Raw genomic sequence first — 15,906 nt, 5'->3', positions numbered from 1 at the left:
CGGCGAGATTGCTCGGCGCGCAACGCCGCGCTTAGGCTGGCGACGTGGATGGCGAGCCGTTCGACGAGCATGCCGACGGCACCCGCGAACACGCAGGCGACGCGGTTCCTGCGGTCGCACCGCGACGCTCGACCGGCCCGCTGGGCTGGCTAACCGGGACCAACCACAATCCGAGCGTCGTGGCGTTTCTGCGGCGTACCCGCCGTGCGCTGCCGGGGGACCCCGAGTTCGGCGATCCGCTGTCGACGGCAGGGGTCGGTGGCCCGCGCGCCGCTGCCCGTGCCGCCGACCGGCTCCTGCAGCGCGATGCGGCCACCAGGGAAGTCAGCCTCGGCGCGCTGCAGGTCTGGCAGGCGCTGACCGAGCGGGTTTCGGGTAAGCCCGCCAACCGGGAGACGACGCTGGTCTTCACCGACCTGGTCGGCTTCTCGTCGTGGTCGTTGACCGCCGGCGACGCCGCGACCCTGCAACTGCTGCGACGGGTCTCACAGGTCGTCGAGCCTCCGCTGCTGGAGGCCGGCGGGCACATCGTCAAACGCATGGGCGACGGCATCATGGCCGTGTTCGCCGACCCGGCCACCGCCCTGCGCGCCGCGGTCGCGGCACGTGAGGCCGTGAAAACCGTTGAGGTGGACGGCTATACCCCGCGGATGCGGGTCGGCGTGCACACCGGGCACCCGCAGCGCATCGGGTCGGACTGGCTCGGCGTCGACGTCAACATCGCCGCGCGCGTGATGGAGCGCGCCACCAGGGGAGAGCTGGTCGCCTCGCAGGCCACCCTGGAGCGGATCTCTGACGAGGACTTCGAATCCCTTGGTGTCGAGGCCAAACGCCTCCGCAAGCAGGTCTTCGCCGCCAAACACGACGGCGTACCGGCCGATCTCGACATGTACCGGCTGAGAAAGCGCCGCGGGCCGGCCGCCGAGGGCGACCCGGTCGGCGATACGCCGGGGAGCTAGCGGTTCCGGCGTCGCCTATGATCGCCGGGTGGCTGATCAGCCCATAGACCTGTCCCAAGACGCGCTGACGGAGGTCGTCGGCGCGGCCCGGCGCGCCTTCGAACAGGCCGCCGACCTCGACGCGCTGTCGCACGCCAAGACCGAGCATCTCGGCGACCGCTCGCCGGTCGCGCTGGCCCGGCAGTCGCTGGGCTCGCTGCCCAAGGCCGACCGCGCCGACGCGGGCAAGCGGGTCAACGTGGCCCGCGCCGAGGTCCAGGCGGCCTACGACGAACGCCTCGATGTGCTGCGCGCCGAGCGCGACGCCGCGGTGCTGGTCGCCGAGCGCATCGACGTCACGCTGCCGTCGACGCGCCAGCAGATCGGCGCGCGCCACCCGATCACGATCCTGGGCGAGCACGTCGCCGACGCCTTCGTCGCGATGGGCTGGGAGTTGGCCGAGGGCCCCGAGGTGGAGACCGAGCAGTTCAACTTCGACGCGTTGAACTTCCCGCCCGACCACCCCGCCCGCAGCGAGCAGGACACCTTCTACATCGCGCCGGAAGGGTCGCGGGAGGTGCTGCGCACCCATACCTCACCGGTGCAGATCCGGACGCTGCTGCAGCGTGACCTGCCGGTCTACATCATCTCGATCGGTCGCACGTTTCGCACCGACGAACTCGACGCCACCCATACCCCGGTGTTCCACCAGGTCGAGGGTCTGGCGGTGGACAAGAACCTGACGATGGCGCATCTGCGCGGCACGCTGGACGCGTTCGCCCGCTCGCAGTTCGGGCCTGCCGGGCGGACCCGGTTCCGCCCGCATTTCTTCCCGTTCACCGAACCGTCCGCCGAGGTCGACATCTGGTTCGAGGACAAGAAGGGCGGTCCCGGCTGGGTGGAGTGGGGCGGCTGCGGCATGGTCAACCCGAACGTGTTGCGCGCCTGCGGCATCGACCCCGACGTCTACTCCGGGTTCGCCTTCGGTATGGGGTTGGAGCGAACCTTGCAGTTCCGCAACGGAATTCCCGACATGCGCGACATGGTCGAGGGTGACATCCGGTTTTCGCTGCCGTTCGGGGTCGGGGCCTGATGCGGCTTCCGTACAGCTGGCTGCGCGACGTCGTCCAGGCCGGTGCCCCGGGCTGGGATGTGGGTGCCGACGAGCTCGAACAGACCCTGATCCGCATCGGCCACGAGGTCGAGGAGGTCATTCCGGTCGGCCCGGTCAGCGGCCCGCTGGCCGTCGCGCGGGTGGTCGAGATCGAGGAGCTCACCGAGTTCAAGAAACCGATCCGTGCGGTCAAGGTCGATGTCGGCGAAACTGAACCCCGCGACATCGTCTGCGGTGCAACGAACTTCGCGGTCGGTGATCTGGTCGCGGTGGCACTGCCCGGCGCAGTGTTACCAAGTACGGCGATACCTGGCGGTATCACGATCGCCAGCCGCAAGACCTACGGCCGGATCAGCGACGGGATGATCTGCTCGGCCGCCGAGCTCAACCTCGGCGTCGACCACTCCGGCATCATCGTGCTGCCCGCGGGCACCGCCGAACCCGGCGCGTCTGCCGCCGACGTGCTCGGCCTCGACGACGTCGTGTTTCACTTGGCGATCACCCCGGACCGCGGCTACTGCCTGTCGGTGCGCGGCATGGCCCGCGAGATCGCGAACGCCTACGACCTGGACTTCGTCGACCCTGCCCAGGTGCCGGCGTTGCCCGCCGACGGGGAGGCACTGCCGGTGGCCGTCCAGCAGGGCACCGGCGTGTTGCGGTTCGGTCTGCGCCCGGTGACCGGCATCGATCCGAGCGCGGTGTCGCCGTGGTGGCTGCAGCGACGGCTGCTGCTGTCGGGGATCCGCGCCATCTCGCCGGCCGTCGACGTCACCAACTACGTCATGCTCGAACTCGGCCATCCGATGCACGCCCACGACCGCAGCCTGATCACCGGTGGCTTCACGGTGCGTTTCGCACACCCGGCGGAGACGGTCGTCACGCTCGACGACGTCGAGCGCAAGCTCGATCCCGGCGACGTGCTGATCGTCGACGACGTCGCCACCGCCGCGATCGGCGGGGTGATGGGCGCGGGCACCACCGAGGTCCGCGACAGCACCACCGACGTGCTGCTGGAAGCCGCGGTGTGGGATCCGGCCGCGGTGTCGCGCACCCAGCGCCGTCTGCACCTGCACAGCGAGGCGGGCCGCCGCTACGAGCGCACGGTCGACCCGGCGATCTCGGTGGCCGCGCTGGACCGCTGTGCCGCGCTGCTGGCCGACATCGCAGGCGGCACCGCACAACCCACGCTGACCGACTGGCGCGGCGAACCGCCCCGCGACAACTGGTCGCCGCCGCCGGTGAGCATGGCGATCGATCTGCCCGACCGCACCGCAGGCATCACCTATGCGGCCGGCGCCACCGAGAAGCGGCTGGCCCAGATCGGCGCCGACGTCGTCGTCGCCGATGACGTGGTGACCGCGGTGCCGCCGAGCTGGCGGCCCGACCTGCGCCAGCCCGCGGACCTGGTTGAAGAGGTGCTGCGGCTGGAGGGGTTGGAGCAGATCCCGTCGGTGCTGCCGCTGGCACCGGCCGGGCGGGGGCTGAACGCGGTCCAGAAACGGCGCCGGGCCATCGGGAAAGCGTTGGCGTTCAACGGTTATGTGGAGATCCTCCCGACACCGTTTCTGCCTGCCGGGGTGTTCGACCAGTGGGGCCTGGCCGCCGATGACGCTCGGCGGGCGACCACCAAGGTGCTCAACCCGTTGGAAGCCGACCGCCCGCACCTGGCCACCACCCTGCTGCCGGGCCTGCTGGAGGCCATGCACCGCAACGTGTCGCGCGGCGCCGGTGACGTGTCACTGTTCGCGATCGCCCAGGTCGTCGAGCCCGCCGAGCAGACCCGCCCGCTCGGCCGGATCCCGACCGACCGGCGCCCCACCGACGAGGAGATCGCCGCGCTGGACGCGTCGCTGCCCGCGCAGCCGCAACACGTCGCCGCGGTGCTGACCGGATTGCGTGAACCGGTCGGGCCGTGGGGCCCGGGACGGCCCGCCGAGGCCAGCGACACGTTCGAGGCGGTGCGGCTCATCGGGCGGGTGACCGGGGTCGACTTCACCATGCGCCCCGCCCAGCACCTGCCGTGGCATCCGGGTCGGTGCGCCGAGGTGCTCGTCGGCGACACCGTCGTCGGCCACGCCGGTGAGTTGCACCCCGCGGTGCTCGAGCGCAGCGGACTGCCCAAGCGCACCTGCGCCGTCGAACTCGACCTCGACGCGATCCCGATCGTGGAGACCCGGCCCGCCCCCGCGGTGTCGCCGTTCCCCGCGGTGTTCCAGGACGTCAGCCTCGTGGTCGACGCCGACGTCGCGGCGCAAAGCGTTATCGAGGCCGTGCGCGAGGGCGCGGGCCCGCTGATCGAGGACGTGCGCCTCTTCGACGTCTATACCGGGCCGCAGATCGGTGCGGGCCGCAAGTCGCTGACCCTGGCGCTGCGGTTCCGCGCCGCGGACCGCACGCTGACCGAGGACGAGGCCAGCGCCGCGCGCGAGGCGGCGGTGCAGGCTGCGTCCGCCCGCGTCGGCGCCGTGCTGCGGGGGTAGCCTTTCTGCCGCGAGCAGACCCACAATGTGGCCGCCGAGGTGGTCGCCGAGGCCGCTTTCACCCGTTCTGCGTCTGCTCACCGATAATGAGTTTGCATAGGACTGCATAACCATGCAGAATTGCCTGCATGGTTTCTGTGGCTGTGGCTGGTGCCAGCGGATATGCCGGCGGTGAGATCCTGCGACTCCTGCTGGGTCACCCCGCCTACGCCGACGGGCGGCTGAGCATCGGGGCGGTGACGGCCGCCGCGAGCGCGGGCACGTCACTGGGCGAACATCACCCGCACCTGTTGCCGCTGGCCAACCGAGTGCTGGAGGCCACCGACGAGAACGTGCTGAGCGGGCACGACGTGGTTTTCCTCGGGCTGCCGCACGGGCACTCCGCGGCGCTGGCCGAACAACTGGGCCCCGACGTGGTGATCGTGGACTGCGGCGCCGACTTCCGGCTCACCGACCCCGCGGCGTGGCAGCGGTTCTACGGCTCGGCGCACGCGGGCAGTTGGCCCTACGGGCTGCCCGAACTGCCCGGCGCCCGCGATCGGCTGCGCGGCGCCAAGCGCATCGCGGTGCCCGGCTGCTACCCGACCGCGGCGCTGCTGGCGCTGTGGCCGGCCCTCGCCGAGGACCTCATCGACCCGGCGGTCACCGTCGTCGCGGTGAGCGGCACGTCCGGGGCGGGCAGGGCGGCCAAGACCGACCTTCTCGGCGCGGAGGTGATCGGCTCGGCGCGGGCGTACAACGTCGGCGGCAAGCACCGCCACACCCCCGAGATCGCCCAGGGCCTCAAGTGGGTCACCGACAAGGACGTGACCGTCTCGTTCACCCCGGTGCTGATCCCGACGTCGCGCGGCATCCTGGCCACCTGCACCGCACGCACCGACGCGCCCCTTTCACAGGTCCGGGCGGCCTACGAAAAGGCCTACGACGGCGAACCTTTCGTGCACCTGCTGCCCGAAGGCCAACTACCCAAGACCGGCTCGGTGCTCGGCAGCAACGCCGCGCAGCTGGCCGTCGCCGTCGATGAAGAGGCGACGACACTGGTCGCCATCGCGGCGATCGACAACCTGGTCAAGGGCACCGGCGGCGCGGCCGTGCAGTCGATGAACCTCGCGCTGGGCTGGCCGGAAACCGAAGGGCTCTCGATCGTGGGCGTCGCGCCGTGACCGACACCTCGACACCCAGCCGGCTCGTCCGCACCCAGGGCGTCACCGCTCCGGCGGGTTTCCGGGCCACCGGAATCGCCGCCGGCATCAAGGCATCCGGCGCGCTGGACCTGGCGCTGGTGTTCAACGAAGGCCCGGACTACGCGGCCGCGGGGGTGTTCACCCGCAACCAGGTGAAGGCGGCGCCGGTGCTGTGGTCACAGCAGGTGCTCACCACCGGGCGGCTGCGCGCGGTCGTCCTCAACTCCGGCGGCGCCAACGCCTGCACCGGACCGGCGGGCTTCCAGGACACCCACGCCACCGCCGAGGCCGTCGCCGCCGCCCTGTCGGACTGGGGCACCGAGACCGGCGCCATCGAGGTCGCGGTGTGCTCCACCGGGCTGATCGGTGACCGGCTGCCGATGGACAAGGTGCTGCCCGGCGTGACCGAGATCGTCCACGAACTGGCGGGCGGGCTGACCGGCGGCGACGAAGCCGCGCGGGCCATCATGACCACCGACACCGTGCCCAAGCAGGTCGCGCTGCATCACCCCGACAACTGGACGGTCGGCGGAATGGCCAAGGGGGCGGGCATGATCGCGCCCTCCCTGGCGACGATGCTGTGTGTGCTGACCACCGACGCCGTCGCGGACGCGGCCGCGCTCGACGCGTCGTTGCGCAAGGCCGCCGCCCAGACGTTCGACCGGCTCGACATCGACGGCAGCTGCTCGACGAACGACACGCTGCTGCTGCTGGGCTCGGGCGCCAGCGCGATCACCCCCAGCCAGAGCGACCTCGACGACGCGGTGCTGCGGGTGTGCGACGACCTGTGTCGACAGCTTCAGGCCGACGCCGAAGGCGTGACCAAATGCATCACGATCACGGTGACGGGCGCGGCCTCGGAGACCGATGCGCTCACCGTCGCCCGCATCGTCGCCCGCGACAGCCTGGTCAAAACCGCGTTGTTCGGTTCCGACCCGAACTGGGGCCGCGTCCTTGCCGCGGTCGGCATGGCGCCGTTCACCCTCGACCCCGATCGGATCACAGTGGCATTCAACGGCTTCCCGGTGTGTGCGAACCTGACCGGGCTGCCCGGCGCACGCGAAATCGACCTGTCCGGTGCGGACGTCGACGTCACCGTCGACCTCGGCATCGGTGCCGCGCAAGCCAGCGTGCGCACCACCGACCTGTCGCACGCCTACGTCGAAGAGAATTCGGCGTACAGCTCATGAGCGTCGAAACCCCGCTCAAAGCACAGGTTCTGGCCGCGGCGCTGCCGTGGCTCAAGCAGATGCACGGCAAGATCGTCGTGGTGAAGTACGGCGGCAACGCCATGACCGACGATGTGCTGAAGGCAGCGTTCGCCGCCGACATGGTCTTCCTGCGCAACTGCGGCATCTTTCCGGTCGTCGTGCACGGCGGAGGCCCGCAGATCACCGCCATGCTCAAACGGCTTGGTATCGAAGGCGATTTCAAGGGCGGCTTCCGCGTCACCACGCCCGAGGTGCTCGACGTCGTGCGGATGGTGCTGTTCGGCCAGGTGGGCCGCGAGCTGGTCGGCCTCATCAACGCGCACGGCCCGTACGCGGTCGGCATCACCGGCGAGGACGCGCAGCTGTTCACCGCCGTGCGCCGCGACGTGCAGGTCGACGGGGTGGCCACCGACATCGGGCTGGTCGGCGACGTGGAGAGCGTCGACGCCGACGCCTTGCGGGATCTCATCGCCGCCGGGCGGATCCCGGTGGTCTCCACGATCGCCCCGGATCGCGACGGGGTGGTGCACAACATCAACGCCGACACCGCCGCCGCCGCACTCGCCGAGGCCCTCGGCGCCGAGAAGCTGGTGGTGCTCACCGATGTCGAAGGTCTCTACACCCGCTGGCCGGACCGGGATTCACTGGTCAGCCAGATCGACACCGCCACGCTCACGGAACTGATGCCGACACTCGAGACGGGCATGGTGCCCAAGATCGAAGCGTGCATGCGGGCGGTGTTGGGCGGTGTGCCCAGTGCGCACGTGATCGACGGCCGCGTCGAACACTGCGTGCTCGTCGAACTGCTCACCGACGAGGGAACCGGCACCAAGGTGATACCCGCATGACACTCCTGGACAGATGGCAGACGGTGATGATGAACAACTACGGCACCCCGCCGCTCACGCTGGTCAGCGGTGACGGCGCGGTGGTGACCGACGCCGAGGGCAAGTCGTACGTGGATCTGCTCGGCGGCATCGCGGTCAACATCCTCGGCCACCGCCATCCCGCGGTGATCGAGGCGGTCACCCGTCAGCTCGACACGCTGGGGCACACGTCGAACCTGTACGCCACCGAACCGGGCGTCGCACTGGCCGAGGCGCTGGTGGGCCTGTTGGGCGCGGGCCCGGCGAAGGTGTTCTTCTGCAACTCGGGCACCGAGGCCAACGAGGTGGCCTTCAAGATCTCCCGGCTGACGGGGCGCACGAAACTCGTTGCCGCCCAAGGCGCTTTCCACGGCCGCACGATGGGTTCGCTGGCGCTGACGGGGCAGCCGTCCAAGCAGGCCCCGTTCGCGCCGCTGCCCGGCGACGTCACCCACGTGCCGTTCGGCGACGTCGACGAGCTGGCCCGGGTGGTGGATGAAGGCACCGCGGCGGTGTTCCTCGAGCCGATCATGGGGGAGGGCGGCGTGGTCGTGCCGCCGGCCGGCTACCTGGTGGCCGCACGGGAGATCACCGCCGAGCACGGCGCGCTGCTGGTGCTCGACGAGGTGCAGACCGGAATGGGCCGCACCGGAGCGTTTTTCGCCCATCAGCACGACGGCATCGTGCCCGACGTCGTGACGCTGGCCAAGGGTCTCGGCGGCGGGCTGCCGATCGGCGCGTGCATCGCCGTCGGAGCCACCGCCGAGTTGATGACCCCCGGTATGCACGGCAGCACGTTCGGCGGCAACCCGGTGTGCACCGCGGCCGCGCTGGCCGTGCTGCGGGTGCTGGCCGACGAGGACCTGACCGGTCGCGCCGACGTGCTCGGCAAGACCATCGCCTCGGGCATCGAGGACCTGGCGCACCCGCTGGTCGACCAGGTGCGCGGCCGCGGCCTGCTGTGCGGTGTCGTGCTGACCTCACCGGCGGCCAAAGCCGTCGAGGCCGCCGCCCGCGACTCCGGGTTCCTGGTCAACGCGGCCGCGCCGGAGGTGGTGCGGCTGGCCCCGCCGCTGATCATCACCGAGGAGCAGGTCGACAGCTTCCTGTCGGCGCTGCCCGCGGTGCTCGACACCGCAGCGGAGTCCGCGTCATGACGCGGCACTTCCTGCGCGACGACGACCTGACGCCGGAGGAACAGGGCGAGGTGCTCGCCCTGGCGGCCGAGCTGAAGAAGGACCCGGTGAAGCGTCGTCCGTTGGAGGGACCGCGCGGGGTGGCGGTCATCTTCGACAAGAACTCCACCCGCACCCGGTTCTCCTTCGAGATGGGCATCGCCCAGCTGGGCGGGCACGCCGTCGTGGTCGACGGGCGCACCACCCAGCTCGGCCGCGACGAGACGCTGCAGGACACCGGCCGGGTGTTGTCGCGCTACGTCGACGCGATCGTGTGGCGCACGTTCGAACAGGACCGGCTGACCGCGATGGCATCGGGCGCGAGCGTGCCTGTGGTCAACGCGCTCTCCGACGAGTTCCACCCCTGCCAGGTGCTCGCCGACCTGCAGACGCTGGCCGAGCGCAAGGGCGCACTGGCCGGGCTGCGGCTGGCCTATCTCGGCGACGGCGCCAACAACATGGCCCACTCGCTGATGCTGGGCGGGGTGACGGCCGGTGTGCACGTCACCATCGCCGCGCCGGCGGGGTTCGAGCCGCACCCCGAGTTCGTCGCGGCCGCCGAGAAACGCGCGGCGCAGACCGGTGCGACGGTGGCGGTGACCGGCGACGCGCACCGCGCCGCTGACGGGGTCGATGTGCTGGTCACCGACACCTGGACGTCGATGGGGCAGGAGGATGACGGGCTGGACCGCGTCGGGCCGTTCCAGCCGTTCCAGGTCAACGCCGGGTTGCTCGCCTTGGCTGACCCGAAAGCGGTTGTGCTGCACTGTCTTCCGGCGCACCGCGGGTACGAGATCACCGATGACGTGATCGACGGTCCGCACAGCGCGGTGTGGGACGAGGCCGAGAACCGGCTGCACGCCCAGAAAGCGCTGCTGGTGTGGTTGTTGGAGCAGGAGCGGCGATGACGTCGGCGGCCACCCGCGCGGGTAGGCAGGCCCGCATTGTCGCGATCCTGTCCTCGCAGTCGGTGCACAGCCAGACCGAACTGGCCGCGATGCTGGCCGACGAGGGCATCGAGGTGACCCAGGCGACGCTGTCGCGCGACCTCGAGGAACTCGGCGCGGTCAAGCTGCGCGGCGCCCACGGCGGCGTCGGCGTGTACGTCGTTCCGGAGGACGGCAGCCCGGTGCGCGGCGTTTCCGGTGGCACCGAACGGATGTCACGCTTGCTGGCCGAGTTGCTGGTGTCGACCGACGCCAGCGGTAACCTCGCCGTGCTGCGCACGCCACCGGGTGCGGCCCATTACCTGGCCAGCGCGATGGACCGGGCGGCGCTGCCCTACGTGGTCGGTACGGTCGCCGGTGACGACACCATTCTGGTGGTGGCGCGCGAGCCCATGACAGGGGCCCAGCTGGCGACGAAGCTTGAAAGCATCCAACAAGGAGGAGATTAGGTATGCCACAACCGGGGCCCGAGCGCGTCATCCTGGCGTATTCCGGTGGTCTGGACACCTCGGTGGCGATCAGCTGGATCGGCAAGGAGACCGGCCGTGAGGTGGTCGCCGTCGCGATCGACCTCGGCCAGGGCGGTGAAGACATGGAGCTGGTCCGGCAACGGGCCATCGATTGCGGTGCGGTCGAGGCCGTCGTCATCGACGCCCGGGACGAATTCGCCGAGCAGTACTGCCTGCCCGCCATCCAGTCCAATGCGCTCTACATGGACCGTTATCCGCTGGTGTCGGCGCTGAGCCGGCCGTTGATCGTCAAGCACCTGGTGGCCGCGGCACGCGAGCACGGCGGCGGCATCGTCGCCCACGGGTGCACAGGAAAAGGCAACGACCAGGTTCGGTTCGAGGTCGGATTCGCCTCGCTGGCACCGGATCTGGAGGTGCTGGCCCCGGTCCGCGATTATGCCTGGACCCGCGAGAAGGCCATCGCGTTCGCCGAGGAGAACGCGATTCCGATCAACGTCACCAAGCGGTCGCCGTTCTCCATCGACCAGAACGTGTGGGGCCGGGCCGTGGAGACCGGGTTTCTCGAACATCTGTGGAACGCGCCGACCAAGGACGTCTACGAGTACACCGAGGACCCGACCGTCAACTGGAGCACCCCCGACGAGGTGATCGTCGGGTTCGAACGCGGTGTGCCGGTGTCCATCGACGGCAGGCCGGTGAGCGTGCTGCAGGCCATCGAGGAGCTCAACCGTCGCGCCGGTGAGCAGGGGGTCGGCCGGCTCGACGTCGTCGAGGACCGGTTGGTCGGCATCAAGAGCCGCGAGATCTACGAGGCGCCGGGGGCGATGGTGCTCATCACCGCGCACACCGAACTCGAACACGTGACGCTGGAACGCGAACTCGGCCGGTTCAAGCGCACCACGGACCGCAAGTGGGGTGAGCTGGTGTACGACGGGCTGTGGTACTCGCCGCTGAAGAACGCGCTGGAGGCGTTCGTCGCCGACACCCAGCAGCGGGTGTCCGGGGAGATCCGGATGGTGTTGCACGGCGGGCACATCGCGGTCAACGGCCGCCGCAGCGCCGAGTCGCTGTACGACTTCAACCTCGCCACCTACGACGAGGGCGACACCTTCGACCAGTCCGCGGCCAGGGGTTTCGTCCAGATCCACGGGCTGTCATCGAGCATCGCCGCGCGCCGGGACCTCGGCATCCAATGACTCACCATCCGCGCGTGGGCCCACGCGCAAGCTGGGGACGTGCGTGTCTGAGGGCGACACGCCGCGCAAAATCGAGAGTTTCCGCACGCTCGCGAGCCGTCGAGTGAGCACCAACGAGGGCTCGCTGTGGGGCGGCCGGTTCGCCGACGGTCCGTCGGACGCGCTGGCGGCGCTGAGCAAGTCCACGCATTTCGACTGGGTGCTCGCGCCCTACGACATCCGGGCCTCCAAGGCCCACGTGCAGGTGCTGTTTCACGCGGACCTGCTGACCGCCGAGCAGCGCGACGGGCTGCTGACCGGGCTGGACAACCTGGCCGCCGATGTGGCCGACGGCAGCTTTCTGCCGCTGCCCACCGATGAGGACGTGCACGGCGCGCTCGAACGCGGCCTGATCGACCGGGTCGGCGCAGAGCTCGGCGGTCGGTTGCGCGCGGGCCGGTCACGAAACGATCAGGTGGCCACCCTGTTTCGGATGTGGCTGCGCGACGCGGTCCGGCGGGTGGCCGACGGTGTGCTCGGCGTCGTCGACGCGTTGGCCACCCAGGCCGCGGCCCATCCGGGCGCGATCATGCCCGGCAAGACACATCTGCAGTCCGCTCAGCCGGTCCTGCTGGCGCACCACCTGCTCGCGCACGCCCACCCGCTGCTGCGCGACGTCGACCGGCTCGCCGACTTCGACAAGCGCACGGCGGTGTCGCCGTACGGGTCCGGCGCGCTGGCGGGTTCGTCGCTGGGCCTGGACCCCGACGCCGTCGCCGCGGACCTCGGGTTCGACGCGGCGGCCGACAACTCGATCGATGCGACCGCCGCCCGCGACTTCGCCGCCGAGGCCGCGTTCGTACTGAGCATGATCGCCGTCGACCTGTCGCGGCTCGCAGAAGACGTCATCCTCTGGAGCACAACCGAATTCGGCTACGTCGCCCTGCACGACTCCTGGTCGACGGGCAGTTCGATCATGCCACAGAAGAAGAACCCCGACATCGCCGAGTTGGCGCGCGGCAAATCCGGCAGGCTGATCGGCAACCTCACCGGCCTGCTCGCCACGCTCAAAGCCCAACCGCTGGCCTACAACCGTGACCTTCAGGAGGACAAAGAGCCGGTGATCGACTCCGTGGCGCAACTGGAACTGCTGTTGCCCGCGATGGCAGGCATGGTGGCCACCCTGCGCTTCGACGTCGACCGGATGGCCGAACTCGCCCCGCTCGGTTACACCCTGGCCACCGACGTCGCGGAATGGCTTGTCCGCAAAGGGGTCCCGTTCCGGGTGGCGCACGAAGCCGCCGGGGCCGCGGTGCAGGCCGCCGAGGCACGCGGCGTCGGGCTGGAAGACCTCGACGACACCGAGTTCGCGGCGATCCATCCGCAGCTGACGCCGCAGGTCCGCGAGGTACTCACCATCGACGGCTCGGTGCGCTCCCGCGACGCCCGCGGCGGGACGGCGCCGGTGCAGGTGGCCAAACAACTCGACGTGGTGCGCGAAACCGCTGATCGGCTGCGGCTGCGGTTGGGCAGATGACCGCGCGGATCACCTTCGAGTCCGGCGGGGAGGTATGCGTCGGTTACCTTTACGGTGAGCACGCCGCCGACCCGCGCGCCTGCATCGTGATGTGCCAGGGTTTCGGCGGTACCCAGGACACCCCGGCGTTCACCGCGAACGCCCGCGACTTCGCCGCCGCCGGTTATCTCGTCCTGACTTTCGACTACCGCCGGCTCGGTGAAAGTTCCGGTTTGCCACGCCAACTGGTCGATATCGCGGGCCAGCTCGACGACATCGCCGCCGCGGTGGCCTGCGCCCGTCGGCACCAGGGCGGCGACGGGGACCGCGTCGTGCTGTGGGGGACATCGCTGGGTGGGGGACATGTGGTCACGGCAGCGGCACGTGATCCGCGCATCGCCGCGGTGATCGCCCAGATCCCCTACAACGGTTTCCCGAAGAAGGTCCAGGGGCGTTCGACGGCAACGACTCTGCGGTTACTCACGGTCATGGTCTGCGACGCCGTCCGCGGGGCGCTGCACGTGTCGCCGTCCTACATCAAGCAGGTCGGGATACCCGGTGAGCTCGCCGTCATGGCGAGCCCGGAGGCGCAGCAGACCATCGACGAGATGACGAGCGCGACCTGGCGCAACGAGGTGGCGCCGCGGTCGTTGCTGGACATGTGGCGCTACAAGCCCGGCGATCACGCCCGGTTCGTGCAAGCGCCGGTACTGGTCTGCATCGGCAAGCACGACAAGGAAACCCAGGAATCCGACGCCGCGCAACTGGCCGCGCTCGCACCCCATGGTGAACTGCGCACGTACCCCCATGCGCACTTCGACTTCTACCGCGACGACGTGCGCCGTGAGGTGCTCGCCGACCAGCTCGCGTTCCTGTCGCGGGTGCTCGACCCCTAGTCGTCGTCGTTGCAGATGCCGACTTCCAGGCGGCCGGCGCCGCGGCCCCGGTCTGCGGGGCGGCGCGCTGTTCGCCGGTGGTAGCAGTGGCCGACATGTGGTGGTGGCGGCGGGCGCGGGTCACTCCTCGGCGGCGGTCAGCCAGGCCTCTTCCAGGGAGTGTTTGCGCTCCAACAAGTCCTGCAGTTCGGTGTTGAGCTCGCCGACGCGCACATGGTCGGCGGCCGCCTCGGCCATCGCCACATGCAAACGCTCGATGCGGACGTCGAGCTTTTCGAGTTGGTTCTCGATGCGGGCCATCTCCTTGCCCGTGCGGCGTTCGCGGGCCGCCGCGGACTCACCGCGCGCGGGCTCCGGACGATCCGCGGGTGCGCTCGGCGCGGTCGCCCGGTCGGCGAGATACTGCTCGATGCCGCCGGGCAGCAGGTCACAGCGGCCCCCGCCGGTCAACGCGTACGTGACGTCGCTGACGCGCTCGAGGAAATACCTGTCGTGGGTGACGACGATCAACGTGCCGGGCCACCCGTCGAGGTAGTCCTCGATCACGGTCAACGTGTCGATGTCGAGATCGTTGGTCGGCTCGTCGAGCAGCAGCACGTTGGGCTCGTCGAGCAGCAGCCGCAGGAACTGCAGCCGGCGCTTCTCCCCACCGGAGAGTTCGGCCACCCGCGCGGTCAGCTTGTCGCCGGTGAACCCGAAGTCGCGCAGCAGCGTGTCGGCGCTGATCTCCCGGCCACCGGCCAACTCGGCGACCCGGCGGCGGTTTTCGACCGCGTCGATCACCCGCTCGGCGCCGTCGATATCGGCCAGGGCCTGGCTGAGATAACCGATCTCCAGCGTGGCGCCGCGTTTGATGGTGCCCGCCGTCGGCTGCAGTTGCCCGGCCAGCAGCCGCAGCACCGACGTCTTGCCGGTGCCGTTCACCCCGACCAGCCCGATCCGCACCCCGGGCCCGATGGACCAGTCGATGCCGTCCAGGATCACGTGCGGGCCGACCTCCAGGCGCACCCGGTGCAGATCGAAGACGTCCTTGCCCAGCCGGGTGGTGGCGAAGCGTTGCAGCACAAGGGAATCCCGCGGCGGTGGCTCGTTGGCGATCAACTCGTTGGCCGCCTGGATGCGGAACTTGGGCTTCGATGTCCGCGCGGGCGGGCCACGCCGCAGCCACGCCAGCTCCTTGCGCATCAGGTTCTGCCGACGTGCCTCCACGCCCGCGGCCAGGCGCATCCGCTCGGCGCGGGCCAGCACGTACGCGGCGTAGCCACCGTCGTAGGCGTCCACGGTGCCGTCGTGCACTTCCCATGTTCGGGTGCACACGGCGTCCAGAAACCACCGGTCGTGGCTGACCACCACGAGCGCCTTGGCGCGCCGCGCGTTGAGATGTCCGGCCAGCCACTCGATCACCTCGACGTCGAGGTGGTTGGTCGGCTCGTCGAGCACCAGCACGTCGTGCCCGGCGATCAACACCTCCGCCAACGCGACCCGGCGCCGCTCACCACCGGAGAGCCGGGCGACCTCGCTTTCCAGCGCGACGCCCGACAGCAGGTGGGTGACGACATCGCGGGTGTGCGGTTCGGCCGCCCACACGTGGTCGGGCCGCCCGCCGACGATGACGTCGCGCACGGTGGTGCCCGCGAAGTCGTCGCCCTGGCGCAGGTAACCCACCGACAGACCCGACGTGTGCGTGACGCGCCCCGAGTCGGGTTCCCGCGCCAACGTGAGCACCTGCAGCAACGTCGTCTTACCGTCGCCGTTGCGGCCGACGACGCCGATGGCGTCGCCTTCGTCGATGCCCAGGCTGACCCCGTCCAGCAAGGTGCGGGTGCCATAGGCGACGGTGGCGCGCTCGACGTTGATCATGTTCGGCATCAGCCGCGATGATAGGTCGGCCCCGTGCCATGATGGTCGTCGGTAGTCGGGCTACTGACATCGCA

The 15,906-nt window shown here is 70.2% G+C and carries 13 protein-coding genes; 12 read left to right on the top strand and 1 reads right to left on the bottom strand.

All coding sequences use genetic code 11. The annotated features are described in order from the left end of the window. The first annotated feature begins 140 nt into the window (after positions 1 to 140). The 12 genes from K3U96_RS13410 (at position 141) to K3U96_RS13355 (ending at position 13,972) form a co-directional block, all read left to right on the top strand. On the top strand, positions 141 to 959 hold the full coding sequence (locus K3U96_RS13410) for an adenylate/guanylate cyclase domain-containing protein (protein ID WP_230982514.1): 819 nt from the start codon (positions 141 to 143) through the stop codon (positions 957 to 959). A 28-nt stretch (positions 960 to 987) separates the two neighbouring features. Next, positions 988 to 2,031 carry a phenylalanine--tRNA ligase subunit alpha gene (gene pheS / locus K3U96_RS13405; protein WP_069407097.1) on the top strand — a complete coding sequence of 348 codons (1,044 nt, stop codon included), beginning with the start codon at positions 988 to 990 and terminating at the stop codon, positions 2,029 to 2,031. Beyond that, on the top strand, positions 2,031 to 4,532 hold the full coding sequence (pheT, locus tag K3U96_RS13400) for a phenylalanine--tRNA ligase subunit beta (protein WP_220693308.1): 2,502 nt from the start codon (positions 2,031 to 2,033) through the stop codon (positions 4,530 to 4,532). Before pheS ends, pheT begins: the two co-directional genes overlap by 1 nt. 128 nt (positions 4,533 to 4,660) lie before the next feature. After that, entirely contained in the window at positions 4,661 to 5,695 is a 1,035-nt protein-coding gene (argC, locus tag K3U96_RS13395; RefSeq protein WP_220693307.1) for an N-acetyl-gamma-glutamyl-phosphate reductase, read from the top strand. Further along, a complete protein-coding gene (gene argJ / locus K3U96_RS13390) occupies positions 5,692 to 6,906 on the top strand; it encodes a bifunctional glutamate N-acetyltransferase/amino-acid acetyltransferase ArgJ (RefSeq protein WP_220693306.1) in 1,215 nt (404 codons plus the stop codon). The genes argC and argJ overlap by 4 nt, the downstream gene beginning before the upstream one ends. Then, positions 6,903 to 7,775, top strand: a complete 873-nt coding sequence (argB, locus tag K3U96_RS13385) for an acetylglutamate kinase (RefSeq protein ID WP_069403925.1) — start codon at positions 6,903 to 6,905, stop codon at positions 7,773 to 7,775. The genes argJ and argB overlap by 4 nt, the downstream gene beginning before the upstream one ends. After that, entirely contained in the window at positions 7,772 to 8,950 is a 1,179-nt protein-coding gene (locus tag K3U96_RS13380) for an acetylornithine transaminase (RefSeq protein WP_069403926.1), read from the top strand. The genes argB and K3U96_RS13380 overlap by 4 nt, the downstream gene beginning before the upstream one ends. Next, positions 8,947 to 9,876: an ornithine carbamoyltransferase gene (gene argF, locus K3U96_RS13375; RefSeq protein WP_069403927.1), complete on the top strand. Its 930-nt coding sequence runs from the start codon at positions 8,947 to 8,949 to the stop codon at positions 9,874 to 9,876. Before K3U96_RS13380 ends, argF begins: the two co-directional genes overlap by 4 nt. After that, positions 9,873 to 10,364: an arginine repressor gene (locus tag K3U96_RS13370; RefSeq protein ID WP_069403928.1), complete on the top strand. Its 492-nt coding sequence runs from the start codon at positions 9,873 to 9,875 to the stop codon at positions 10,362 to 10,364. The genes argF and K3U96_RS13370 overlap by 4 nt, the downstream gene beginning before the upstream one ends. Before the next feature lie 2 nt (positions 10,365 to 10,366). Beyond that, positions 10,367 to 11,581 carry an argininosuccinate synthase gene (locus K3U96_RS13365; protein WP_220693305.1) on the top strand — a complete coding sequence of 405 codons (1,215 nt, stop codon included), beginning with the start codon at positions 10,367 to 10,369 and terminating at the stop codon, positions 11,579 to 11,581. A 103-nt stretch (positions 11,582 to 11,684) separates the two neighbouring features. After that, the gene (argH, locus tag K3U96_RS13360) at positions 11,685 to 13,097 is read left to right on the top strand and encodes an argininosuccinate lyase (RefSeq protein WP_069403930.1); all 1,413 of its coding nucleotides are present in this window, start codon (positions 11,685 to 11,687) and stop codon (positions 13,095 to 13,097) included. Beyond that, complete coding sequence (locus tag K3U96_RS13355) at positions 13,094 to 13,972, top strand: alpha/beta hydrolase (protein WP_220693304.1); 879 nt, start codon at positions 13,094 to 13,096, stop codon at positions 13,970 to 13,972. The genes argH and K3U96_RS13355 overlap by 4 nt, the downstream gene beginning before the upstream one ends. A 120-nt stretch (positions 13,973 to 14,092) precedes the next feature. On the opposite strand, the gene K3U96_RS13350 is transcribed toward K3U96_RS13355, so the two are convergent. After that, complete coding sequence (locus K3U96_RS13350) at positions 14,093 to 15,841, bottom strand: ABC-F family ATP-binding cassette domain-containing protein (protein ID WP_220693303.1); 1,749 nt, start codon at positions 15,839 to 15,841, stop codon at positions 14,093 to 14,095. Positions 15,842 to 15,906: the final 65 nt, after the last annotated feature.

The organism is Mycolicibacterium holsaticum DSM 44478 = JCM 12374 (genome assembly GCF_019645835.1).
GTDB classification, from domain to species: Bacteria; Actinomycetota; Actinomycetes; order Mycobacteriales; family Mycobacteriaceae; genus Mycobacterium; species Mycobacterium holsaticum.
Note: the sequence above shows the minus strand (reverse complement) of the source record. Positions and strands in the feature narration are given on the sequence as shown.